Here is a 22,524-nt window from a genome sequence, read left to right as displayed (position 1 = left end):
CTTTAAAAGTTTAGTTGAGAAATTCCCTATTTTGTTCCTCCTTATTCATACCCCCCTTCAATATATTAAAAGAAAGACAATATTGACATAATCTCAAATAAGTGCAACTTTATTTATAGAAGTATTAACCTAAGGAGCCAATAACAAATCATGAATAATGTTTCATTAATATATAAGGAATTCGGTGATCCGCTTCAAAAATTACAGCTACATGCCGGAGAAAAGCTTCCTCTTCAGCCAAATGAAATTCTTGTCAAAATGATTGCCAGTCCAATTAATCCATCAGATTTGCTTCCAATTAGAGGAGCCTATTCTCATAGAATTAAGCTGCCGGCTGTTGCAGGATATGATGGTGTGGGGATTGTCATAGATCAGGGCAAAGATGTATCACCATCATTGATTGGAAAAAGGGTCCTCCCTGTAAGAGGAGAGGGAACTTGGCAACAATATGTAACCACAAAAGCTGATTATGCTATAGAACTTCCTCCATCAATAAGTGATAACGACGCCAGTCAACTGTATATTAATCCATTAACAGCCTGGCTAATTTGTACGGAATCATTGCGTGTTCAGCCGAATGAAATTGTTTTAATGAATGGCGGAGGTACATCTATTGCAGGTTTGTTTGCGCAAATTTCCAAAATACTGGGATTCCGTTTAATTGTCATGACAAGAAACAGCCGCAAGATAGAAAAACTTCAAAAACTCGGGGCATGGAGAGCCATCGACGCTTCCAAAGGTTCTATATATGAAAAGATTTCTGATGGTTGCGACATCGGTGTTGACCATGCAATTGACTCTGTGGGAGGAGAAAGCGGCGAACTGCTGGCGAGGGCATTAAAACCTGAAGGGACGTTTGTCAGTTATGGTCTATTGTCAGGTATACCAAACGATTGGCGAAAGCTACACGATGTATACCATGTGTCACCGCAATTATTCGCCTTAAGACTTTGGAATGAGAGACATTCTGTTTCTGAATACCGCAATCGCTTCTCAGAGGTGATTAAGCTTGTTGAGAGCGGAAGAATGGTCATCAATGCCCCAGAAAAAATATATGATTTTGAAGATTTTTATGATGCCTTGAAGCATTATGAACAGCCGGGTTTGAATGGAAAAATACTGTTGAACTTTGCATGAAGGAGATGTAACCAAAAAGAAAGAATGAGAAGTAGTTGTATTCGAAAAGAAAAATAAATAATTTATATACATTCCGCATATTGTCAATCCAGTATGTTATACTGTAAACAACCTTTTAAGCTTGAAATCTTCTTTTTATTGCTTTGCACCATCTCCCTACTCGAACGTTGAGTAGGTTTTCTTATTAAGCATTATACAGAGAACATAAAAAAACAGGCTCTACATAGAGAGCCTGTTTGTATAAACGATTGAAAATTAAGCAGTTTTTTGAACGTTAGCAGCTTGAGCTCCGCGAGGACCTTGCTCAACGTCAAATGTTACTTTTTGACCTTCGTCTAATGATTTGAATCCGTCGCTTTGGATTGCAGAAAAGTGTACGAATACATCGTCTCCATTTTCACGTTCGATAAATCCAAAACCTTTTTCTGCATTAAACCATTTAACTGTACCTTGTTCCATTTTTGTTGCCTCCTAGTGCGTTACCGCACATTGTATTACTATCCTTGCCCAAAGTATCATCAAGACGAAAAGTCAATATTCATACTATCCTTTACACCGAACAAAAATAATTCTCCTTTATCATAACAGGAAACGGAAATAATTGCAATTCCTATTATTGTTTTATTCATGGCATTATTTCTTAAACGCGTGGATATCAGTGCAGAAGCGATAGGCGTCAATCATTCCGCATAAAATTTACAACATATCTTAGAGGGCTAAGAACTATGGTTTGAAAACACCGTGAAAATGAATCACGAGTGTCTTCAAACCTTTTTCTTTGCTAAAATTGATTTTCTTTAAAAAGCTCTGCTGTTTCTTGTTCATCATGTTTGTTAGTTAAACAATCAATGTTCACGGTCTAAAAAAAAACAATTCCCATAGGGAAGCAGGGAGAGAGTTTGGCCCGATAAAGAGCCGGGTATAATTTTCATAAAATTGAGCTGGAAATCAGTTTCGAGTTTCCAATAAAGAGGGCTAAGAACGATACTTATATGATGTATGACGCTTGGACTAACGTAAACTTAGAAACTCATCAGGGAAGGGGAAACTTTTAAAAATGAATGACCAAAATCTAAAGACTTTGAGAAAACTAGTTACACCTTATGAAAAGTCCGATTTACAAAAAAGCATTTACCAAATCATTAACACATTGATACCATTTTTCCTGTTATGGTGTTTAGCATATAAGAGCTTGTCGATTTCTTATTTCCTTACATTAGCGATTTCTATCGTTGCGGCAGGTTTTTTAGTGAGAACCTTCATCATCTTTCATGATTGCTGCCACTATTCCTTTTTTAAGAACAAAAAGGCGAATCGAATCCTTGGAACAATCACAGGAATTCTAACTTTGCATCCTTTTGATCATTGGGGACGCGACCATTCTATCCACCATGCGACAAGCAGCAACCTGGACAAACGAGGTACAGGCGATATTTGGTTGCTGACCGTTGAAGAATATAAGGAAGCCTCAACTAAGACAAAAATAATGTACCGTTTATACAGAAATCCGTTTGTTATGTTTATGATTGGGCCGATTTACGTCTTCGGGATTACCAATCGTTTTAATCGTAAAGGGGCAAAACGCAAAGAACGGATGAATACGTATGTAACGAACTTGGGAATCGCCGCTTTGACAGCACTTTTATGCTGGGCTATTGGCTGGCAAAACTTCCTGCTGGTTCAGGCGCCAATTTTTATGATATCGGGATCTCTCGGAATTTGGATGTTTTATATTCAGCATACGTTTGAGGATTCTTATTTTGAAGAAGATGAGCATTGGGAATATGTAAAAGCAGCAGTTGAAGGAAGCTCTTTTTATAAGCTTCCAAAAGTCATGCAATGGCTAACAGGCAATATCGGTTTCCATCATGTTCATCATTTAAGCCCGAGAGTCCCAAACTATAAGCTTGAAGAAGTGCATAACAACATTGAACCATTGCAAAACGTTCCAACCATTACACTGGCAACAAGTCTTAAGTCGTTAAAGTTCCGACTATGGGATGAAGAAAGCAAAAAATTTGTTGGTTTTAGCCACTTAAAAAAAGCTTCTAAAAGCCAAGTATCAGCGCAACTAAGAACGGATTAAATAAACTTCCCATAATCGATGATAATAGGCAGTGTATCTTGAGAATAAAAGTGCAGACTCGCACAACGGTTTTGTGCAGAGGTCAGCACTTTTTTAGTGCCAAATATACTTGCAGACTTGGACAATGCTGTACATTTTTTGCCGATTTTCCGCAAAAAAATAATACCAAAGGCAATTAAAACTTTGGTATTATTTGGTGTTAAACCGAGAGACCTGAACCTCCCACGGGGGTGGCCCTCAATAAAGTGAAAGCTTATCATGGTTTATGAAAGCTTATTTTCATTGCATCTATTTAATCGATTACACAAAATTTGATTGTTTTTTATTAATTATGGAGTAAGCTTTTCAGTAAAGCTTATCAAAGTTGATTTTCTAGTGAATATTATCACCCGACCGCACCATTCTTACCGGTCTTTGCCCCACCGAAAACCATAAAATGCCCCATTAAAAACCATGAATTACACCAGAGCAAAATGTGAACCTGACGGAACAAGAATTTCGTCAGGTTCTTTCTGCAATTTGGCTCTTGTTATATCAAAGTAACCTAAACAAAAATAAAATTATTTTATCCTTTTGTATAAGTTTACTTTACTTTTATAAAAAGTAAGTTTATAATTTGATTCAAGAGGTGATGGTCGTGAAGAAAGACTTTGGTGATTCGATATCAAATAAGGTTTATGAATATCGTGTACTTGCCAGAATGTCTCAGCAAGAATTAGCGGAGAAAGTCGGGGTTTCCAAACAAACCATTTTCGTAATGGAAAAAGGAAATTATGTTCCGACTCTGCTGTTGGCTTTTCGAATTGCTGAATTTTTTAATGTTGATGTAAACGAAATTTTTACTTATGTGAAAGGAAATGATCAAAATGATAAGTAAGTTTTTCTCAGGTATCCATAACACAATTTTTTCCCCTTTAAGGTCCTGGGCTGAACAATCTCCGGGAAATTGGAATATTCTCATCGTTGTTGGTTTTTTATTGGTTTATGGTAGCGGGATTTTGGTCTATGTATTTTATAAAAAGCTTGGAAAAGACGACGAACGGACAAATAAAATCTATTTGAAAAGTAGTTCCTATATGCTGTTGGTCATTATTCTATGTGACATGATTTTTCCTAAAGATGATATGTGGACCATCTTTTTCTTGTACAAATATGCGCTGGCATTTTTAGCTGCTGGGATTTACCTATCCGTCCAATATAAAAAGGATTTTTCATAAGAAAGGCCGGGGAGTGATTCTCAGCCATGGGCGGAGGATTAGACAATACCTCCTTACAGACTAATGATAATCACCCCCCTTAAGCCAGAGATTGCTGAATTCCTATTTTAAGAAGCCACCAACCTCGTATTGAATGATGATTGGCGGCTTTTTTATAAGCGGTGGTGCAACTTATGATATTCAGTGGTGGATTACACGATATTGGATGGCGCAAAAGATGGTTAGCGTGGCGCAATCGGTCGATAATATTCACTTGGTCAAAAACAACTTCCTCACGGGCGTACTTTTCAATTACAGCCCTAAATCGTTCGATTTCCGGTGCAATCTAATTCGTGGGAAGTAGACATAAAAAAACACCAAGGGCGTCAAAACCCTTGGTATCTCTGGTATGCGGCCGAGAGGACTTGAACCTCCACGGGGTTGCCCCCACTAGGCCCTCAATATAAAGTGAAAGCTTATCATCAGTTACAAAAGCCTGTCATATCAAGCATTCACAGATACTCATTATACTTATCATTTTATGTTCTTTTTGGTCACAAAATGGGGAACTGTTTTCAGACTAAAACAAACATGACTTCTGTGTCACGTATTGAATTTTATCTTCGTCTAAGAAAACACACTTCAAGAAAATCCCACGGCTTACTTCAAACAACTCCCACTATATAAATAGAGGTGTTTGCCGCTTAATAACAGACATTGTATAATAAGTGCAATAATAAAGTTGAGGTGAAAAAACATGTTTTTAGCTCCACTATTTGAAAATGATGTTCCAGTAGCACTTCTCCGCCCTTAATGGAGTAAAGTGACTACTTCTCTCCGTTAGGGCATTTATTGACCTAATTATAAATACGGAGGGAACAAAAAAATGAAAAATACCCTGTTAGGTTCTATATATTTAGCTTTAGCCGCTAGTATCTGGGGCGGCATGTATGTAGTGGTTAAGGTTGTTGTCGCAGTAATTCCGCCTATTGAATTGGTTTGGATTAGGTACGTAATCGCCATCCTTACACTTCTTATCGTTGGTTTAATAAAGAGACAATCTTGGAAAATTCATAAACGTGACCTTTTATTAATTGTTGTCATTGGAATAGTTGGCAACACAATTTCAATTGTTACGCAAGAATATGGAACGATGTTATCTTCAGCACAAATGGGGGCGATTATTACGTCTTCCACACCAGCGTTCATGGTTATTTTTGCTCGTCTATTACTTAAAGAACCATTGAATATAAAAAAAGGAACCTCAATTATTTTAGCGACTATAGGCGTATTATTTATTGTTGGAAACGGTCATATTGATACTTCTAATCAGATTGGTGGTATTTCTCTGCTTGCTGCAGCACTTACATGGGCGCTAATGTCAGTGCTTATCAAACTCGTGCCCAACAGCTATTCGTCTTTACTTGTGACAACGTATTCAACTTTTGTTGCCATTGTGGCACTAACTCCTTTTGTAAAACCTACCGCAATTTTCACGTCACAACTGCTTGACCCTAAAATTCTAGGTGGTCTTTTGTATTTAGGAATTGTTTCAACAGCTTGTGCTTTTTTATTATGGAACCGTGGATTGCAATTATTAAATGCTTCAAGTGGAGGTCTCTTTTTCTTTTTTCAGCCTCTAGTTGGAACCTTACTTGGATGGCTTCTGCTGGGAGAAAAAATAGGCGGGACATTTTGGATAGGTTCGTTTTTAATTCTTATTGGTGTTTTATTAGTTATTAAAGAGAAAGAAAAAGACGTTAATTCATAACAAAAAGAAAAGCAAACTATTTTATATAGTTTGCTTTTCTTTTAACTTTAGTTTCTTCCCTCTATGAGAAATTTGATGATTAATCCTAATAAACCGAAACAGATTCCAAACTCCTTTGATCCAAAGGAGCTACATAACATAACAACACAGAATTGTCTTTCCTCCTCAAATAGCTCACAAGTTAAATGACTTATTTTTAACCAATTGGACACTATTTGGTCACAAGAATCAAAAAACTTGAAGAAACAAAAAAACACCAAGGGCGTCAAAACCCTTGGTATCTCTGGGATGCGGCCGAGAGGACTTGAACCTCCACGGGTTATTCACCCACTAGGCCCTCAACCTAGCGCGTCTGCCATTCCGCCACGACCGCATGATATGTTGTTTTTTAAGTGCGGGTGAAGGGACTCGAACCCCCACGCCGTAAAGACACTAGATCCTAAGTCTAGCGCGTCTGCCAATTCCGCCACACCCGCGTGAAAAAACAATGGTGAGCCATGAAGGACTCGAACCTTCGACCCTCTGATTAAAAGTCAGATGCTCTACCAACTGAGCTAATGGCTCAAATATAATGGCTGGGCTAGCTGGATTCGAACCAACGCATGACGGAGTCAAAGTCCGTTGCCTTACCGCTTGGCTATAGCCCAACATATGAGAAATGACCCGTACGGGATTCGAACCCGTGTTACCGCCGTGAAAGGGCGGTGTCTTAACCACTTGACCAACGGGCCATATGAAGTCAGCATCATATTTTCCTAATGGCGGAGAAGGAGGGATTTGAACCCTCGCGCCGCTTACGCGACCTACACCCTTAGCAGGGGCGCCTCTTCAGCCACTTGAGTACTTCTCCATTGGCTCCACAGGCAGGATTCGAACCTGCGACCGATCGGTTAACAGCCGATAGCTCTACCACTGAGCTACTGTGGAATGATCAGACTCATTTTATTATAAATATGTCGACAAAATGTGTCAAGAAGAACAATTTGTCTTTGTGGCTCGTCTTGCGACGGCTTTTATAATTTATCATAGACAAGCCTGATCAGTCAACCCTTTTTTATGATTTCTTTTATTTTCCCTCCGCACTTGCCGCAAACGTAACGGCTTGTATCCATTTTCCGCTTTCGGAGAAACGTTTGTCCGCATGCTTCACACTTGTATGTGCGTACTTTTCTTTGCGGCTTTTTCTCTTTTTCGAGCGGCGTGCAGAACCGCGGCGCACCGACTTCCTTTAATAGCGTTCTAAAATCCTTGTCGCGGTGCTTGTAGCCTTTTCCTTCAAGATGGAGGTGGTAATGGCACAATTCATGCTTGATGATGCCTTCAAGCTCTTTTTGCCCGTGTTCTGTCAGGTATTTTTTATTCAGCTCGATATTGTGGGAATTCAGCAAATACCTGCCTCCTGTCGTTTTCAGGCGGCTGTTGAAGTAAGCGCGGTGCCGGAACGGTTTTTTAAAGTATGTGAGCGAAAGCTGTTCTGTCAGCTGCTGCAGTTGTTGTTCATCCATTGCTTGGGTCCACCTCATTTTTAAAAACATTGAACAGGACAAATTCCGGGCGGCATAAACTAATACACGACACCCATACTCTTATGATAAGAGCCTGAGGAGGGATGAGCAATGCCGAATTGGCTCAAAAACCAGATGCAGAGAGCTTTTTATGAAAAAGATCATTACCAGATTAAATTGCTGAATCAGTGCTGGTATTTTTACAGAAAAAAACACTGCTGATGAGCAGTGTTCATCCGAGTCCGAATGGAATTTTCTTCTGTTTCCTCATCATCTTCACCGGTCCTTTTATCATCTCACACAATGGCGCCCGTTACTCCCCAAATGGAGCTGACCGCCCGATTTCGGGGAGCATGGGCGAATGGTTCTTCTGCGGATGGACGAGCCGTTTATTCTTTTCTTTTAAACGGAAACCAGTTGGCTGAGCCGAAGATCCGAACCATTACAGGGACGAACAGCGGCAGCATGACGAATGCATACAGCAAAAGACCCGTCAGCACAAGGGTGGCGATTTGCAGAAGCGATAAAACGCCGGACGGCAGCATCGCCGCGAAGGTTCCCGCCAAGATGACAGCGGCTGAAATAATAACCGATCCCATATTTTTCATCGATTCCGTCATCGCCGTCTTAATATCCGTTCCCCGGTATTCGTTAAACCGTTCCATCAGGAAGATCGAATAGTCCACACCAAGCGCCATTAAAATCACAAAGCCAAAGAAAGGCACCGCCCAGTTGAGGCCGGGATAGCCGAAAAACGCCGTGAAAATAAATTCGGTTACACCGATGGATGCAAAGTACGTCAAGACCAGCGATCCGACCAAATACACCGGCATGACGATTGAACGGAACAGCAGGACGAGGATCAGGAAGATTCCGATCATCATATAGATCACCGTGTTGCTGAAGTCCTGGTCTGACAGCTGCTTCAAATCGGCGTTGATGCTGGAAACGCCGCCGACGCCAAACGATGCATCGTGCAAATGCGTGTCGGGAAGAGCCCGTTTTACTGATGCTTCAATGTCTTTGACCTTGGCAATCGCTCCGTTTCCATACGGATTGTCTTCCAATATCACATCGATCGTCGTGATATGGCGGTCGTCTGACATATAGGAATTAAACACCTGCTGAAATTGCTTGTTTTTCAGCACTTCTTTAGGGACAAACCAGCCGGACATTTCTTGATCCGATGCGTTTTTCAGCTGATCCAGGTAGTCGCCTGCTCCCATCAGACCGCTTGAAATTTTTTCGAGGCCGTCCACGCTTGAATTCAGCCCTTTTGTTAATTGATCGAGCTGGCCGGCGAATTCTCCGACTTTTTCCTTCATCTGCTTTTGGCCTTCAGCGACCTCACCTGCGCCTGATTCGAGCTTAGGCAGCGAATCGGCGAGCTGTCCCTGCCCCTTCGATGTCTCTTCAAGCCCTTTTTCGATTTGGCCGAGGCCGTTTATCAGAGCATCGATTTTGCTTGTGTACACTTTTTGCTCTTCCTGCGCTTTTGCGATAAATGCATCTGCTGCTTCAAGCTGCTTTTTCGCGTTTGCCGCCTGCTTCGTGTAAACGGCCGCTTTCTGTGATCCCTGCTTGATTGCCGATGCAAGCTCTGTGTAAGAGCCTTTGATCGCCAAATAAGAAGGATTCTCCTTCACTTCGGGAATTTCGCTTTCAAGATTTTTGAAATTTTGATTTGTCTGCTCAATCATCTTTTGCACGTCAGCCGTTATGCCTTGGGCATTTTCGGCTTGAGACAATGCCGCTTTTAAGATTTTCGATATTTCTTTGTAGGTTTCGATTTGTCCATTTAATTGATCGACTTGCGCCGTCAGCTGTTTTTTCGCAGTTTGGATTTCTTTTTTCGCCTGGGCGACGCCTTGTTTGCTTTGGTCTGTTCCTTCCTTCAGCTTTCTCATGTTGGCTTCAACGTCGCTGATTCCGGCTTGGATCGATTCGGTTCCTTTGATCAGCTGGTTGATTCCTTTTCCGGACGCTTCGATTTGCGGCTTTTGATCCGCGATTGACTTGCTCGCTTCTGCAAGCCCGTCTTTAATCTTTTTCAGACCTTTATTGCCGCTTTCAAGGCCTTTATTCAGCTCGTTCGCCTGTGTTTTGACGTACAGGTCGCTCAGCCCTTTTCCGACCGGCCGGGTCGCACTGCGAACTTTGCTGACGCCGTTTGTCTGTTCAATGGCGCGGCTGATTTTTTCAATCGCGATCAGCCCGTCATTGGTATCGAGCGCATCCGATGTTTTGAGCACGACCGTGACCGGCAAAGATTCTCCCGGCCCGAACTTGTCGGAAATGGTGTTAAATGCGCTGACGGATTCGTATTGATCTCCGATTTCGTCAAGGCTGTTGTAGGAAAGCGTTCCTTTATACATCAAGATCGGCGGCACGGCCACGGCCGCTACGATCAACAGGCTGATCAGCGGCTTACTGAAAGCGAAACGGCCGGCGGTTTCCCATAGCTTTGACTGCGGGTGCCCGATATTTACTCTGACAGGCCAAAACAGCACTTTCCCCAAAACAGCCATGAAAAACGGCACGATCGACAGAAGCGCCAAAATCAAGACCGCGACACCCACCGCTACTGCGACCGCAGACTTGTAAAGCTGGAATTCGGCAAAGCCGATGCAAGTAAAACCGATCAAAACGGCGATTCCGCTGAACAGAACGGTTCTCCCCGCCGTTTTATACGTTGTCAGAATGGCTTCGATCTTGTCTTTCCCGCGGGCGATCTCTTCCTTAAAACGGCTTAAAAGAAGAATGCAGTAATCCGTGCCGATTCCGAACATGATCGCCACCATAAAGATTTGCGTAAACGTGGACAGCGGAAAATCAGCGTATTTGACTAGATAGGCGACGACGGACTGGCTCACAAGGTATGAAAGCGCGACCGCCAAAAGCGGAACAAAAGGCGCAACCGCAGAACGGAATACGAGAATCAGCACGATTAAAATAAAACCGACCGTGATATATTCGGTCTTCTTCAAGCCTTCCTGCGAGCTTGTCATGACATCATCATCGATGAGCGGCTGCCCGGTCATCTCGTAGTCAAGTTTTAAAGTTTTAAGCTTTTCATTGACCTTTGCTTTAAATTCGGCCGCACTGATTTTGTTTGCATCAAATGTGACAGGCACGAGCAGCGTCGTTCGATCCTTTGACAACAGCTGCTTTTGAATATCCTCATCCGCGTTAAAGTACGATGTAATATCTGAGACGTGAAGGGAGGAATCCTTCTCTAAAGTGGTGATCGCTTTTTTTAAAGCCGCCTCCCGATTCGGCAGGAGGTGTTTGTCCTGAAATACGACGACAACCGATTTGTTCGTATCCCCGTCTTTTGACATTTGTTCGAGAAGCTTGTTCGCATAAGAAGACGGATAGCCTTCAGGAACCGCTATCTGGCCCTTCTCCTTTGTTAATTGCCCCATATCGGGCGCCGTGATGAATAAGACGGCGGCCATTGCAATCCAGAGCGCCGCAATGATCCATCTCGCCTTTATAATCGTTCTCATTGATGTTTTATTCCTCCTCTATGAACTTTGCAGGTAGATTGATTTCTTTGTATTTTAAGAAAGTCGGCAGAAAAAGCCGCCTGCTAGCCTTGTCCTTGCTGTTTTTCATTACTTCACCACTTTATTCGCAAAAGTGAAAGATCATTCATTTTACAGGAAAACAGCTGAAACCGCTTGATTAACTTATCGGCTGATAGGCCATTGATATTTGAAGGTTTTAAAAAATAAACACCTATTGATTAATAAACACATGTTCATTATAATTTGGGGCAAATGGGGTGTTCAATCGGCAATTGGGGTTGAGATGTTCAATAATGAACAACATACGTAAATTTGTTTATAAACGGAGGTCACCGATGGAGGACAGAAGGTCAATTAAAACAAAAAGAGCGATAAAAGAGGCTTTTTTAAAGCTGCTCCATGAGAAAGAAATCAATAAAATTACCGTTTCCGATTTATCGAGGCGCGCTGATTTAGGGCGCGGGACTTTTTATCTTCATTATCGGGATGTTTTTGATTTGTATGAACAAATCGAGAATGAGTTGTTTGATCAGCTGGGGAAATTTTACGATGATTATTTTCCAAGCGAAGATCCGCACCATCTGCTCACCTTCATCGAAAAAACGACTGAATATATTTATCAAAACGCTGCAATCTTCACTTTATTGACGAAACCGAAAGGAAACATTTTGACCATCAATAAATTTAAAGATTTTTTCAAGCAGAAGATTTTCGAAGAATTGAGCATGATGCAGCAATCAGGTAATGAGATGGCATGCGATGAAATGGAAATTACATTTCTAGTATCCGGAGCGGTCGGCATTTTTGAAGAGTGGATCAACGGCGGCATGGTTCAGACGCCGGCACATATTGCAGGCGTCGTCCACCGCATCCTGTTGAAAATCGCGATGTAAAAGATAAGCCCGCCGGAAAATAAAGCTTCCGGCGGGCTGACTTCAAGTCCTATCGATCTTTTACCATCGATAAGGAGACCCTTCCTTTTGCAGCGTCGACATCTTCCACCCATACGGTGACGATGTCCCCGACCGACACAACGTCGAGCGGATGCTTGACGAAGGAATGGCTGAGCTTGGAAATGTGGACGAGCCCGTCCTGTTTCACGCCGATGTCGACAAACGCCCCGAAGTCAACGACGTTCCGCACTGTCCCCTGAAGTTCCATCCCCTCTTTTAAGTCCTCCAATTGAAGCACATCGGTTTTTAAGAGCGGTTTAGGGACTTCATCCCTCGGATCGCGCTCAGGCCTCGTCAGCTGGGCGCAAATGTCTTTCAGGGTGATTTCCCCGATCCCCAGCTGTTCAGCTGCTTCGGAAATATTCAGTTCGTTGATTTTGTCCTGAAGCTCTTTTGTGCCGATTTGGGCTGTTGAAAGGCCCAGCTTTTTCAGGAGCTCTCTCGTCTCTTTATAGCTCTCCGGGTGGATGCCTGTCCGGTCGAGCGGTTCATCGCCGTCAGGCACCCTTAAAAAGCCGATGCATTGCTCATACGTTTTCGCGCCCAGGCGCGGAATGTCTTTCAGCTCTTTCCGGCTCGTGAATTTTCCGATCTCATCCCGTTTTTTGACGATGTTGGCCGCGACTGTTTTCGATAGTCCGGCCACATATTGCAAGAGCGCGGCTGATGCAGTATTCACGTTGACGCCGACCTGGTTGACGACGGTTTCCACGACAAAGCGGAGCGAATCGTTTAGTTTTTTCTGGCTGACATCGTGCTGGTACTGGCCGACCCCGACCGACTTGGGATCGATTTTGACGAGTTCGGCGAGCGGGTCTTGGAGTCTGCGTGCGATCGACACGGCGCTCCGTTCTTCAACCTGCAGATCGGGGAATTCTTCCCTCGCAAGCTCTGATGCCGAATAGACGCTGGCTCCCGCTTCATTGACGATCAGATAGTACACCTTTCTGTCGATGTCCTTCAAGAGATCGGCGATAAACTGTTCCGTCTCTCTTGATGCCGTTCCGTTCCCGATTGCGATGACCTCGATTTGAAAGTCTTCGATGATGCGTTTTACTTTTTCGATGGCGGCGCTTTTCTTATTGACGGGAGGGTGCGGGTATATGACGTCGATCTTGAGCATCTTTCCCGTCTCATCCACGACTGCCAGCTTGCAGCCTGTGCGGAATGCCGGGTCGACGCCGAGAACGAGCTTTCCTTTCATCGGCGGCTGCAGCAGCAGCTTGCGCAGATTTTCGGCAAATATGTGAATCGCTTGGTCTTCCGCCTTTTCCGTCAATTCTTTTCTGATTTCCCTCTCGATTGACGGCTGAATCAGGCGCTTATAGCCGTCTTCGATCGCGCTTTTCAGGACATCTTGAGCACTTGTTTGCTTTTGTTGTAAAATCCGTTTTTCCAAGTAAGCTTGGATGCGGTCTGCCGGCGGCTCGACCGACGCTCTCAAAATCTCCTCTTTTTCGCCGCGGTTAACTGCGAGTACGCGATGAGGAACGATTTTTTGAATCGGCTCTTCGTATTCATAATACATTTCATAGATTTTCTTCTCATCCGCTTCGGCATCTTTTGCCGCGGACTTCAGCGTTCCTCTTTTAAAAGTCTCCTGCCTGATCCACTTCCTGTATTCCGGTTCGTCTGAGATCCGTTCAGCCAGTATGTTCTTTGCTCCTTCAAGCGCTTCTTCGGCGCTCATGACTTCCTTTTCTTCATTTATGTACTTGCGGGCTTCGGCTGCTACATCTTCATTACGCGGGAGCGAGATGATGAAATCAGCCAAAGGTTCAAGCCCTTTGCTTTTGGCGATCGTCGCCTTGGTTTTTCGTTTTTGTTTAAACGGTCTGTATAAGTCTTCAACTTCCTGGAGCTTGTCCGCTTTTTCTATATCCAGCTTCAGCTGTCCGGTCAGCTTGCCCTGTTCATCGATCAGCCTGATGACTTCGTCTTTCCGCTGATTTAAATGCTGAATGTATCCCCAGCGTTCGGAGATAGTTTGTATTTGGACTTCATCCATGGAGCCCGTTTGTTCTTTTCGGTATCTCGCAATAAAGGGGACGGTGTTGCCGTCCTCTAATAATTGAATGACACTCTCGACATGCTTTGGCGCAAGCCCCGTTTCTTTTGCGATTTGTTTGACGATTGACGCTAAAGTATCCATTGTAGCCTCCAAAAGAATGTTGTCTTCTTAGTGTACCAAAAGAAACGGAAAAACACCTATATCAAAGGGCAGCTTCCTTAAAAAAGCTGTCCAATGATATAGGTGAGATCGTCTTTTCCCATTCGTGTGTATGATTCAAGCTGATTCGATATATCTCCCGGTGTATGGTGCTGTTTTAAATAAGTCCGGAGGGCGGGTACTTCCAAACCGTCTGAATAAATGATGAATCTTGATCCTTTTTCATACGTATAGGTGAATGTTTTGTATGTTTGCGGTTTTCCCGACATGTATCCCGTCACAGGGAGAGGGTGGATATATTTGTCCGAAGGAGCGTATAAGATAAAGCGAATATTGCCTACAGAGCTGTAAGCGATCGTCCTTGTTCGAAAATCGACTTTTAAAATTGAAACGGTCGCACCGCGCTTATGTTTCAGCGCTTGATTGCACCGTTCCATCAAGCTTTCGACATCTTCATGGCCGTGCTCTTCGACAACTTCGCTGATGACCGAAGAGGATTCGCGTGCCAACGCACCGCTGCCAAGCCCGTCAGCCAGTGCGCACACCATGGTTTCGTCAGTCGCATGGAAATAAAAACTGTCACCGCAGACGGCTTTTCCTTCTTTAGGAAGCTGATAAACAAGCGCTTGCATGTGTTCATTCGACTCAGTCCAAATCATGGTTTAAGCTCCATATACGGATCTTCAGCCAATGCTTCCCTCAGCCTTTTGACAGCTTTGCGCTGCAGCCGTGAGACGTGCATTTGCGATATGCCCAGCATTTCGCCGGTTTCTTTTTGGCTTTTGTTTTGAATGTAAGTCAGCTCAATGATTTGCTTTTCACGGTCGGATAGTACGTGTAATACGCTTTCAAGCATCAGCTTTTGGTTCACCTTTTCATAGCCTTCCTCCTGCGAGCCGACGATGTCCAAGATCGTCACCGTGCTGCCGTCTGCATCAGCTTCAATGCTGTGGTCGACGGAAAGCGCCTGATAGCTTTTGCCCATCTCCATCGTTTCCAGCACTTCTTCTTCTGTAACGTCAAGAAACTCGGCAATCTCATCGACTCTTGGAGACCTTTGCGTTTCAGTCGTTAAATGATCCACCGCCATTTTGATTCTCGGCCCGAGCTCCTTGATCCTTCTCGGAACGTGGACGCTCCAGGTCTTATCTCGGAGAAACCGTTTGATTTCTCCGATGATGGTCGGAATGGCAAACGCTTCAAACGATTTTCCCACATCGGGGTCATAGCGTTTGATGGCTCCAAGCAATCCGAGCATCCCAACCTGGCATAGATCTTCGTGAAAGCTTTTTCCTTTTGAATATTTTTTGGCGAGTGTTTCCACCAGATTTTTATATGTTTGAACAAGGGTCAGCTGAGCGTCTTCATCCTGGTTCTCCTGATATTTTTTAATCAGCGTGTCGACTTCGGTTTTAGTTAGTTTCGTAGTTTTGGACGGTTGTGCCATCATCAACTCGCTCCCTGTTTAAGAACTTTGTCATCGAGACGGTTACGCCTGAGTCAATCTGGACATGCACTTCATCCATGAGCGTCTCCATTAAATATAAACCGAGCCCTCCTTCTGACAATTGATCTACCGTATGCTCAGGGGAATATGGTCCGAGCTCCTTCTGTTTATCCTGAATATCAAAACTGTCTCCCTGATCGGCGACGACGATTTCGAGGCGGTCTTCGAACACGCCGAATCTGACGGAGACCTCTCCTGTGTTGTTGTCTGCTTTATAAGCATGCTGCACAGCGTTTGTGCACGCTTCGCTGACCGCAATTTTCAAGTCTTCGATGTCATCATAAGAATACCCCATCTTGCTTGCAATCCCCGACAGGGTTAAACGAATGATTCCTACGTATTCTGGTTTGGCAGGTGACTTCATTTCAATGTAATCAGCTGCTCTCTTCATTATAATCCACCCTCTGACTTTCCAGAAATGTCAATGATGTCCTTTAAACCTGTAATATCAAACAAACGAATCAAACGCTCTGACAGATTTTCAAGCACTAAAGAACCCCCAGTTCTGTTTACCGCTTTGTAAATGCCGACGAATACACCCAGCCCTGTGCTGTCCATATATGAAACGTCTTTCAGACTAACTTTGAGATCTTTTCCTTCTTCCGCGAGCGGCATCAGCTCATCCCGCAGTGTTGGAGCCGTGTGCACGTCAATTTCGCCCGCAACTTTTACTTCTATCACATGGTCATTTTTATTCGTATCAACTGCCAAATTCACAATATCACCTCTGGTTCTCTTAATGAGCTACTGGTTTATTACCCAGCGAAGAGAAGCTTTAAACCTTTCTTTTTAAAACAATGAGAGTAAAATCATCATGAAGCTGAAAATCCTGAAGCTTGAGCAGATGTTCGTATATATTGTCAACCATTTGCTGAGCCGGTTTCTCCATATGTACAGTAATCAGGTTCTGCAAGTCAGACCGCTCCAAAAACCCGCTGTCTGTCCGGCATTCAGTTACACCATCTGAAAAAAGAACGATCATATCGCCAATATCCAGTTTTTGCTCGTACTGCTCATAGTCGTAATTTGATGAAATGCCAAGAACGAGGCCTTTTGCGTTTAAATCGTAAAATTTATTTTCCCTGCAAGAATAATAAAAGCCAGGTTCATGACCGGCAGATGAAAACGTAAATAGGTGTTTTTGAAGATGATAGTTGCCATAAAACATTGTAATAAACATGCTTGGGTCTACATTTTGTTCGACGACCCTGTTCAGGTTTTTCAGCACCTGTGAAGGAGACGTGCCCGAATCCGGCAGAGAGTCCATCGCATATTTGATCATCGACATGCATAACGCAGCCGGTATTCCTTTCCCGATTACATCCGCAATGGCGATATTAATCGATTCCTTGTCGCGCACAAAATGATAATAATCACCGCTCATTTGCTTGGCCGGAATGCTGACCGCACCGATTTCGAGCGCTTCAACTTTCGGAACCGTCGTCTCAAGCAGCGTTTGCTGGACATTCGCGGCAATTTCAATTTCCGATTTAATTTCCTGCTGAATTCCTCTTAATGTTTGATGTTCTTGATAGGCCAAACCGTATCCAATCATCACTTCAATTAAAAAATCGAGAGAATGGAACACATGGTCTGGAAGATCCGGATATAATTCAGACAGAACTTTTCGGTGTATGCTGATAATCTCTTCCGGCGGCACTTGATGTTCAATCGTTTTTCTGCTGAATTTCTGCCCCTGATAAAGGGATGTCTCTGTTAATTCAGATATATAACGGCTAAGCAGCTGTCGATAGCGCTGCTCAATCACTTCCCTGAAATCCATTCCTTCCCTCCTACCGCAGCCATTTTACGGCTTGTATATCCGTTCCATTTTCCGCGTCCGAATGCAATTCAAATTGGTCCATCAGACGCTTTACTCCCGGCAGGCCCGCTCCGAGGCCGCCTGAGGTTGAAAAACCGTCTTCCATCACTTTTTTGATGTCAGCGATTCCCGGCCCCTCATCCTCCGCTACGATTTTCAACCCCTTTTTTCCTTCTTCCTGAACCTGTTCGATGCAGATTCGGCCTTTTCCGGCATACAAATAAATATTACGCGCCAGCTCTGAGATGGCTGTCGTGATTCTGGCCTGGTCCACTGTGCCGAACCCCAGTTCTTTTGCGACATTTCGCCCAAGCTGTCTGGCGGCCACTATGTCCCATTCAGTCAAAATCTTCACACAGGATTGGTCTGCCATATTTATTCCCCCAATTCCCGCTGCAATGTCTCGAGCCCCTTTTCGAGATCGAGCGCCGTCTCGATCTCGTCCAAAGAAATGCCGAGTTCAATCAATGTCACCGCAACAGCCGGCTGGATGCCAGTCAGAACGACTTTGGCGCCCATCAGTTTTGACATTGTAATGACATCGCCAAGGACTTTGGCGATGAATGAATCGATGATGTCCACTGAAGTCAGATCGATCACCACTCCGTTCGAACCGGTTTCATATATTTTGTTCAGCAGGTCCTCTTGGAATTTCAGAGCGGTTTGGTCATCGAGCTCTACTTGAATGGATACCAATAAACAGTTATACAGCTTCAAAATTGGAATGTTAGGTACCCTCAAAGATTATTCCTCCAATGAAACAATTTTTCTGTCTGTCATTTCTAATGCGGTTTGAATTCCTTTTTGCAGGGTATTTTTTGTAATAACCTGAGTTAAATCGATTCCCAAATTCACAATCGTCTGCGCGATTTCCGGGCGGATTCCGACGAGCAGGCATTTAGCTCCGACAAGTCTGACGGCTTCGGAAGCCTGCATGATGTGGTGTGCGACCATCGTATCGACGACAGGCACGCCCGTAATGTCAATGAGCACGACTTCAGACCGGTGTTTGACGACGCCGCTCAACAGGTTTTCCATAATCTTTTTGGCCCGCTCCGTATCGATCGTGCCGACAAGCGGCATCACCGTAATATTTTCAAAAACCGGGATCAGCGGCGCCGAGAGCTCCTGTAATGCGACCTTTTGCAGAGCAACGGTTTTCTCCCAGGAGATCGCATACTGATTCAAGATTTCGCTGTTGATCGGTTCGATAAATTTATCGATTTCCCAAATCAAATCATAGCACTGCTGATCTTCCGGCACATCCTTGTTCATTTCATAGTAAAGGTGCTTCCAAAAAGCTGATAATCCCGACGACAGCAGCTTCAGCGGAACGCCGAGCTGTACGGCTTTTGAAGAGAACTGGTAGATGGTGTCGATCGATTTTTCATTCCCGTCCCCGGACTCATTCATGAGGATATGAATATATTCATTGCTGATCGTCTCATACATGTGTTCAGTCAGCTTCACGTTTGTCATGTTGCTGTTTAAGTCTTTCAGAATATCCGCCAAATTCCCGGCGAGTACATTTTGGTGTTCCGAGATAAATTTTAACACCGCTTGATTCGACATGTTCATCCCCCTGACTACATCTGATAACATTTTTTGGACTAACAGTTCCATTATATCGTTTGTTATTTTTGAACACAAAAAAAGTTGCTCTTTCGCCTCGAGCAACTTTCATCAATATTAAAAATCAATGAGTGCCAAACTGATTTGTAAGGCTTCGTTGACCTTTTCCATCATTTCATCATCGAGATGGGTGATTTTGTCCGTTAATCTTTGCTTGTCAATCGTCCGAATTTGTTCGAGCAATATAACGGAGTCTCTTTCAAAACCGTAGCGTTTCGCATCAATTTCGACGTGGGTAGGTAATTTTGCTTTCTGTATTTGGGCTGTTATGGCTGCAACAATAGCAGTTGGGCTGAAGCGATTGCCGATGTTGTTTTGAATCACTAAAACCGGGCGCACCCCGCCTTGTTCTGAGCCAACAACAGGAGATAGGTCAGCAAAATAAACATCGCCGCGTTTAACAATCAAATGATTATCCTCCGCTTACTAAGCGCTCTACTGTGTTTTCAGCCTCATACTCTGCAAATTGAGCCTCAGAAGAGATGTTCAAATTGATCTTGGCCATCTCCATATAACCGCGTCTCATCGATTCCCGAATTTGTCGATTTTTGCGTTCGCGTAAATACATTTTTGTGGCTTGGTAAATCAGTTCATTTCTGCTCCCGTTATCTTGCATGACGACACCATCCAGTTCTGATACTAAAGCTTCTGGCAAGCGAATCAATATTTCAGTTGTTGCGCTGGATTCAGACAAAAACATACACCTCCACCAAACTTACGGATACAACACTCTATCCATTCCATTCATAATCATATCATTATTCTTTTCGCAAGCAAAGTTGTTTTTCCGCTAATTCATCAATTTTCAGGATTGATCAGGCAAGATCGGATTCCTTATTTCCATTATACTCCCATTTTCCAAAAACATACGGGGCACCCTTGAACTTATCATACAGGTAATTTCATAATTGATCGTCTGCAAATTTTGGGCGATTTCGTCGACTGAGATCCATTCGTCTTTTTGCTTTCCGATCAAGGTAACCTTTGTGCCGACAGGGTATTCTTCGGCAAGGGAAATCATGAACTGGTCCATGCAGATTCTCCCTGCTATTTTTTGGCGTTTTCCGTCGATCAGCACTTCCGTTCCGGCCAGGCGCCTCAGCCATCCGTCGGCATACCCGACGGGGACTGTCCCGATCCATTCGTCGCGCTGAGCTGTATATGTCGCCCCGTAGCTGACGCTCTCGCCTTTTTTGATTTTTTTCACATGGGTGAGTTCGGTATGAAGCGAAAACACTTCCCGCAGACGAAACGGCAGCTCGTCTTTTATTTCGGTTGACGGCGCCAAACCGTACATGCCGATGCCGAAGCGGACGGCATTAAATAGCTGTTCCCTGAAGCGCAGACCCGCGGCGCTGTTTGACGAATGCACCATCAAACGGTCAAGCGGGAGGGGGCTGATCAGCTCTTTAAAGCGGTCAAGCTGCATGTTGAAATAATCGGTGTCCTTTTCGTCCGCCGTGGCGAAATGAGTGAACACGCCCGTACAATTGAGCTTATCGCTCGATTCGGTCATCTCCATCATTTCTTTGATCTCTTCTTCCGTTTTGCAGCCAAGGCGGCCCATGCCCGTGTCGATCTTCAAATGATATTCAAGAGGAGCTTCGGCCTCATTCAGAAAACCGAGCACGTCTTTCAGCCAGCCGACGGAATAGCCCGTCACGATAATGCGCTTTTCCGCGGCAATGCTTGCATATTCGGGCGGAACTGCACCGAGGACAAGAATCGGTTCTTCAATCCCCTGCGCCCTCAGCGAAAGCGCTTCATCCAATAAAGCCACAGCAAGAATGGACGCCCCTTCTGCAAGAGCCGCCTTCGCTACCTGTGCATCCCCGTGTCCGTAGGCATTCGCTTTAACGACGGCCATCAGGCGGACATGCTCGCCGATGTGCCGCTTCATATTGCGGACGTTTTCTTTTAAAGCCGTTAAATCGATTTCGGCCCATGTCTTTCTATAGAATGGTTTTAAGCTCATCATGACACTTCCTGTTCCTTGTTTCACTCGTCCTTCCCATCATACTAAAAAGTTCGGAGAAAGGGAAATTTTGCACGGGATCATCAGCCCTGAACAAAAGAAAAATTGCTGGCACGGTATACATTTTACGGAAAAGCTGTCGAAATCATACGCTTGCGACGCAAATATAAAAAAGCCTGCTTTCCGCTTCCGGGCGGAAAACAGGCTGCCGGATACGGCACAGTCTATTTCGAAGACTGTCCCTGCATGCTTTTTGCAACCATCAGAAGTTCATCTTGAGAAAGATCTTCTGATGAGATAAAGTAATCGACTCCGTCATATGTCCATGACAACGATTTATCCGTCAGTGCGCCGACCGTGAAGCCGAGGTCAACGGGCTCTCCGTTCATGGATACGGAAGTGGATGTTTTGGCGACGCGGGCTTTTTCCTGAATCAATGTAAAGGATTTTTCACCGCCATATGTGATGACGATCCGTTTGCCGTCTTCAGTCGCCATCTCTTTCTCCTCAAGTTTTTTCACGCCCTGAGGCACATCGAGCGGCGTTTTGACAGCGAAAGAGTCTGACACGTCAGCACTTGTCGCTACGTCAATTTGAGACAGCGTCATATTTTTCTTTTCATCAAAAGAGTCTTTATCGAGCGGCTTATCGAATTCAAAGCTTGTAAACTCAACCTTTACCATCGGTTTGCGGTCGGTATCCATCACTTTAACCGATGAAGGAGCCATGGTCTTTTTATGGAAAACGATTTCCTGAGTCGGCAGCATCTGATTATGCTGATAATTCGTTTTCGTTTCAAAAATGTATTTTGAATCCTTTGCGGAAAAAGAAGCTTCCCCATCATTTTTGACATCCTTTACGAGCGATTCGAATAAGTATACCTGGCTGCTGTTATTGGGCCAGTCGCTGTGAAAGCGGAAGCTTTTATTCAGCGACGGAGTCAAAACAAACACGCCGTTTTCATTGCGCAAGATCACCTGGCTCTGGTCTTTTTTCGGGTTTTCCAAATAGACCCGGTAAAGAGAAGGTTTTTTATGCCAGATTTCCACGTTGTACTCCTGCGGTTCATTTCCCGTTTCAATGGTCATTTTCGCTTTTGCCTTATAGGACGTGTATTCTTTTGCCTTCTTGTCGAGCCCCGTCACAACATCTTCTTGCGATTTTTGGCCGCAGGCAGAAAGCATAAGGATTACAAGCAGCCCCGTTAAAAGCAAAACAAAGCTTTTTCTCACCTTTTTTC

At 44.0% G+C, this 22,524-nt stretch carries 23 protein-coding genes, 7 tRNA genes and 1 pseudogene; 7 read left to right on the top strand and 24 right to left on the bottom strand.

From position 1 onward, the window contains the following. Positions 1-150: 150 nt before the first annotated feature. The gene (locus MKY62_RS02915) at positions 151-1,137 is read left to right on the top strand and encodes a zinc-dependent alcohol dehydrogenase family protein (protein ID WP_009330118.1); all 987 of its coding nucleotides are present in this window, start codon (positions 151-153) and stop codon (positions 1,135-1,137) included. A 255-nt stretch (positions 1,138-1,392) separates the two neighbouring features. Here the strand turns inward: MKY62_RS02915 and cspC are convergent, their stop codons facing one another. Next, positions 1,393-1,596 carry a cold shock protein CspC gene (cspC, locus tag MKY62_RS02910; RefSeq protein ID WP_003179166.1) on the bottom strand — a complete coding sequence of 68 codons (204 nt, stop codon included), beginning with the start codon at positions 1,594-1,596 and terminating at the stop codon, positions 1,393-1,395. 598 nt (positions 1,597-2,194) lie between these two features. On the opposite strand from cspC, the gene MKY62_RS02905 reads away from it, so the two are divergent. The 3 genes from MKY62_RS02905 (at position 2,195) to MKY62_RS02895 (ending at position 4,440) form a co-directional block, all read left to right on the top strand. Next, a complete protein-coding gene (locus tag MKY62_RS02905; protein WP_003179161.1) occupies positions 2,195-3,223 on the top strand; it encodes a fatty acid desaturase in 1,029 nt (342 codons plus the stop codon). Positions 3,224-3,854: 631 nt separating this feature from the next. Beyond that, positions 3,855-4,100 (top strand): helix-turn-helix transcriptional regulator, encoded by a 246-nt coding sequence (locus MKY62_RS02900; RefSeq protein ID WP_016885180.1) that lies wholly within the window; start codon positions 3,855-3,857, stop codon positions 4,098-4,100. Continuing rightward, positions 4,090-4,440 carry a hypothetical protein gene (locus tag MKY62_RS02895; protein ID WP_011197573.1) on the top strand — a complete coding sequence of 117 codons (351 nt, stop codon included), beginning with the start codon at positions 4,090-4,092 and terminating at the stop codon, positions 4,438-4,440. The genes MKY62_RS02900 and MKY62_RS02895 overlap by 11 nt, the downstream gene beginning before the upstream one ends. A gap of 241 nt (positions 4,441-4,681) precedes the next feature. Here MKY62_RS02895 and MKY62_RS02890 read toward each other — a convergent pair. Then, positions 4,682-4,765: pseudogene (locus MKY62_RS02890) on the bottom strand (hypothetical protein); the annotation flags it as partial. Between the two features lie 540 nt (positions 4,766-5,305). Here MKY62_RS02890 and MKY62_RS02885 point away from each other — a divergent pair. Next, a complete protein-coding gene (locus MKY62_RS02885) occupies positions 5,306-6,190 on the top strand; it encodes a DMT family transporter (protein ID WP_011197572.1) in 885 nt (294 codons plus the stop codon). Positions 6,191-6,479: 289 nt separating this feature from the next. Here MKY62_RS02885 and MKY62_RS02880 read toward each other — a convergent pair. The 8 genes from MKY62_RS02880 to MKY62_RS02845 form a co-directional block, all read right to left on the bottom strand. Then, positions 6,480-6,563: transfer RNA gene (locus MKY62_RS02880), tRNA-Leu, on the bottom strand. A 20-nt stretch (positions 6,564-6,583) separates the two neighbouring features. Beyond that, a tRNA-Leu gene (locus MKY62_RS02875) sits at positions 6,584-6,666 on the bottom strand. Positions 6,667-6,678: 12 nt separating this feature from the next. Next, positions 6,679-6,754 (bottom strand) — tRNA-Lys (locus MKY62_RS02870). An 8-nt stretch (positions 6,755-6,762) separates the two neighbouring features. Further along, positions 6,763-6,837 (bottom strand) — tRNA-Gln (locus MKY62_RS02865). Between the two features lie 12 nt (positions 6,838-6,849). Then, positions 6,850-6,921 (bottom strand) — tRNA-Glu (locus tag MKY62_RS02860). A 28-nt stretch (positions 6,922-6,949) separates the two neighbouring features. Beyond that, a tRNA-Ser gene (locus MKY62_RS02855) sits at positions 6,950-7,040 on the bottom strand. A 2-nt stretch (positions 7,041-7,042) separates the two neighbouring features. Further along, positions 7,043-7,117, bottom strand: a tRNA-Asn gene (locus MKY62_RS02850). A 116-nt stretch (positions 7,118-7,233) separates the two neighbouring features. Next, entirely contained in the window at positions 7,234-7,695 is a 462-nt protein-coding gene (locus MKY62_RS02845) for a SprT family protein (protein WP_003179155.1), read from the bottom strand. Positions 7,696-7,806: 111 nt separating this feature from the next. Between MKY62_RS02845 and cmpA the strand changes: the two genes are divergently transcribed. Beyond that, positions 7,807-7,917 carry a cortex morphogenetic protein CmpA gene (gene cmpA, locus MKY62_RS02840; protein ID WP_003179153.1) on the top strand — a complete coding sequence of 37 codons (111 nt, stop codon included), beginning with the start codon at positions 7,807-7,809 and terminating at the stop codon, positions 7,915-7,917. 167 nt (positions 7,918-8,084) lie between these two features. On the opposite strand, the gene MKY62_RS02835 is transcribed toward cmpA, so the two are convergent. Continuing rightward, positions 8,085-11,204: an MMPL family transporter gene (locus tag MKY62_RS02835; protein ID WP_339613918.1), complete on the bottom strand. Its 3,120-nt coding sequence runs from the start codon at positions 11,202-11,204 to the stop codon at positions 8,085-8,087. A 356-nt stretch (positions 11,205-11,560) separates the two neighbouring features. On the opposite strand from MKY62_RS02835, the gene MKY62_RS02830 reads away from it, so the two are divergent. Then, entirely contained in the window at positions 11,561-12,118 is a 558-nt protein-coding gene (locus tag MKY62_RS02830; protein ID WP_003179149.1) for a TetR/AcrR family transcriptional regulator, read from the top strand. A 49-nt stretch (positions 12,119-12,167) separates the two neighbouring features. On the opposite strand, the gene MKY62_RS02825 is transcribed toward MKY62_RS02830, so the two are convergent. From MKY62_RS02825 to MKY62_RS02765, 13 genes are all read right to left on the bottom strand, one after another. Further along, positions 12,168-14,330, bottom strand: coding sequence for a Tex family protein (locus MKY62_RS02825; protein WP_011197570.1), 2,163 nt, complete (start codon positions 14,328-14,330; stop codon positions 12,168-12,170). 77 nt (positions 14,331-14,407) lie between these two features. Beyond that, a complete protein-coding gene (locus MKY62_RS02820; RefSeq protein ID WP_003179145.1) occupies positions 14,408-15,007 on the bottom strand; it encodes a PP2C family serine/threonine-protein phosphatase in 600 nt (199 codons plus the stop codon). Further along, the gene (gene sigB, locus MKY62_RS02815; protein ID WP_003179144.1) at positions 15,004-15,795 is read right to left on the bottom strand and encodes an RNA polymerase sigma factor SigB; all 792 of its coding nucleotides are present in this window, start codon (positions 15,793-15,795) and stop codon (positions 15,004-15,006) included. The genes MKY62_RS02820 and sigB overlap by 4 nt, the downstream gene beginning before the upstream one ends. After that, complete coding sequence (gene rsbW, locus MKY62_RS02810) at positions 15,761-16,246, bottom strand: anti-sigma B factor RsbW (protein WP_003179142.1); 486 nt, start codon at positions 16,244-16,246, stop codon at positions 15,761-15,763. Before rsbW ends, sigB begins: the two co-directional genes overlap by 35 nt. Continuing rightward, the gene (locus tag MKY62_RS02805) at positions 16,246-16,572 is read right to left on the bottom strand and encodes an anti-sigma factor antagonist (protein WP_003179140.1); all 327 of its coding nucleotides are present in this window, start codon (positions 16,570-16,572) and stop codon (positions 16,246-16,248) included. The genes rsbW and MKY62_RS02805 overlap by 1 nt, the downstream gene beginning before the upstream one ends. A gap of 58 nt (positions 16,573-16,630) precedes the next feature. Further along, the gene (locus tag MKY62_RS02800; RefSeq protein WP_003179137.1) at positions 16,631-17,638 is read right to left on the bottom strand and encodes a PP2C family protein-serine/threonine phosphatase; all 1,008 of its coding nucleotides are present in this window, start codon (positions 17,636-17,638) and stop codon (positions 16,631-16,633) included. 10 nt (positions 17,639-17,648) lie between these two features. Then, positions 17,649-18,050: an anti-sigma regulatory factor gene (locus tag MKY62_RS02795; RefSeq protein ID WP_003179135.1), complete on the bottom strand. Its 402-nt coding sequence runs from the start codon at positions 18,048-18,050 to the stop codon at positions 17,649-17,651. Between the two features lie 2 nt (positions 18,051-18,052). Next, a complete protein-coding gene (locus tag MKY62_RS02790) occupies positions 18,053-18,418 on the bottom strand; it encodes an STAS domain-containing protein (protein WP_003179132.1) in 366 nt (121 codons plus the stop codon). Between the two features lie 3 nt (positions 18,419-18,421). Next, complete coding sequence (locus MKY62_RS02785; protein WP_003179130.1) at positions 18,422-19,249, bottom strand: RsbT co-antagonist protein RsbRA; 828 nt, start codon at positions 19,247-19,249, stop codon at positions 18,422-18,424. Positions 19,250-19,366: 117 nt separating this feature from the next. After that, on the bottom strand, positions 19,367-19,717 hold the full coding sequence (ndoA, locus tag MKY62_RS02780; protein WP_003179128.1) for a type II toxin-antitoxin system endoribonuclease NdoA: 351 nt from the start codon (positions 19,715-19,717) through the stop codon (positions 19,367-19,369). Positions 19,718-19,721: 4 nt separating this feature from the next. After that, positions 19,722-20,003, bottom strand: coding sequence for a hypothetical protein (locus MKY62_RS02775; protein WP_006638778.1), 282 nt, complete (start codon positions 20,001-20,003; stop codon positions 19,722-19,724). 111 nt (positions 20,004-20,114) lie between these two features. Then, entirely contained in the window at positions 20,115-21,284 is a 1,170-nt protein-coding gene (gene alr, locus MKY62_RS02770) for an alanine racemase (protein ID WP_025807384.1), read from the bottom strand. Positions 21,285-21,508: 224 nt separating this feature from the next. After that, complete coding sequence (locus tag MKY62_RS02765; RefSeq protein WP_152847888.1) at positions 21,509-22,468, bottom strand: outer membrane lipoprotein carrier protein LolA; 960 nt, start codon at positions 22,466-22,468, stop codon at positions 21,509-21,511. Positions 22,469-22,524 lie beyond the last annotated feature (56 nt).

This window comes from Bacillus sp. FSL R7-0646 (assembly GCF_037969865.1).
Lineage (GTDB): Bacteria > Bacillota > Bacilli > Bacillales > Bacillaceae > Bacillus > Bacillus licheniformis.
The sequence above is the reverse complement of the archived record's forward strand: the minus strand, read 5'-3'. Positions and strand labels throughout refer to the sequence as shown.

What these genes read in the sequence shown, in the direction of transcription:
- MKY62_RS02915 (WP_009330118.1), top strand. Translation starts at nt 151, where the DNA reads ATGAATAATGTTTCATTAATATATAAGGAATTCGGTGATCCGCTTCAA.
- cspC (WP_003179166.1), bottom strand. Translation starts at nt 1,596, where the DNA reads ATGGAACAAGGTACAGTTAAATGGTTTAATGCAGAAAAAGGTTTTGGA.
- MKY62_RS02905 (WP_003179161.1), top strand. Translation starts at nt 2,195, where the DNA reads ATGAATGACCAAAATCTAAAGACTTTGAGAAAACTAGTTACACCTTAT.
- MKY62_RS02900 (WP_016885180.1), top strand. Translation starts at nt 3,855, where the DNA reads ATGGTCGTGAAGAAAGACTTTGGTGATTCGATATCAAATAAGGTTTAT.
- MKY62_RS02895 (WP_011197573.1), top strand. Translation starts at nt 4,090, where the DNA reads ATGATAAGTAAGTTTTTCTCAGGTATCCATAACACAATTTTTTCCCCT.
- MKY62_RS02885 (WP_011197572.1), top strand. Translation starts at nt 5,306, where the DNA reads ATGAAAAATACCCTGTTAGGTTCTATATATTTAGCTTTAGCCGCTAGT.
- MKY62_RS02845 (WP_003179155.1), bottom strand. Translation starts at nt 7,695, where the DNA reads ATGGATGAACAACAACTGCAGCAGCTGACAGAACAGCTTTCGCTCACA.
- cmpA (WP_003179153.1), top strand. Translation starts at nt 7,807, where the DNA reads ATGCCGAATTGGCTCAAAAACCAGATGCAGAGAGCTTTTTATGAAAAA.
- MKY62_RS02835 (WP_339613918.1), bottom strand. Translation starts at nt 11,204, where the DNA reads ATGAGAACGATTATAAAGGCGAGATGGATCATTGCGGCGCTCTGGATT.
- MKY62_RS02830 (WP_003179149.1), top strand. Translation starts at nt 11,561, where the DNA reads ATGGAGGACAGAAGGTCAATTAAAACAAAAAGAGCGATAAAAGAGGCT.
- MKY62_RS02825 (WP_011197570.1), bottom strand. Translation starts at nt 14,330, where the DNA reads ATGGATACTTTAGCGTCAATCGTCAAACAAATCGCAAAAGAAACGGGG.
- MKY62_RS02820 (WP_003179145.1), bottom strand. Translation starts at nt 15,007, where the DNA reads ATGATTTGGACTGAGTCGAATGAACACATGCAAGCGCTTGTTTATCAG.
- sigB (WP_003179144.1), bottom strand. Translation starts at nt 15,795, where the DNA reads ATGGCACAACCGTCCAAAACTACGAAACTAACTAAAACCGAAGTCGAC.
- rsbW (WP_003179142.1), bottom strand. Translation starts at nt 16,246, where the DNA reads ATGAAGAGAGCAGCTGATTACATTGAAATGAAGTCACCTGCCAAACCA.
- MKY62_RS02800 (WP_003179137.1), bottom strand. Translation starts at nt 17,638, where the DNA reads ATGGATTTCAGGGAAGTGATTGAGCAGCGCTATCGACAGCTGCTTAGC.
- MKY62_RS02795 (WP_003179135.1), bottom strand. Translation starts at nt 18,050, where the DNA reads ATGGCAGACCAATCCTGTGTGAAGATTTTGACTGAATGGGACATAGTG.
- MKY62_RS02785 (WP_003179130.1), bottom strand. Translation starts at nt 19,249, where the DNA reads ATGTCGAATCAAGCGGTGTTAAAATTTATCTCGGAACACCAAAATGTA.
- alr (WP_025807384.1), bottom strand. Translation starts at nt 21,284, where the DNA reads ATGAGCTTAAAACCATTCTATAGAAAGACATGGGCCGAAATCGATTTA.
- MKY62_RS02765 (WP_152847888.1), bottom strand. Translation starts at nt 22,468, where the DNA reads ATGCTTTCTGCCTGCGGCCAAAAATCGCAAGAAGATGTTGTGACGGGG.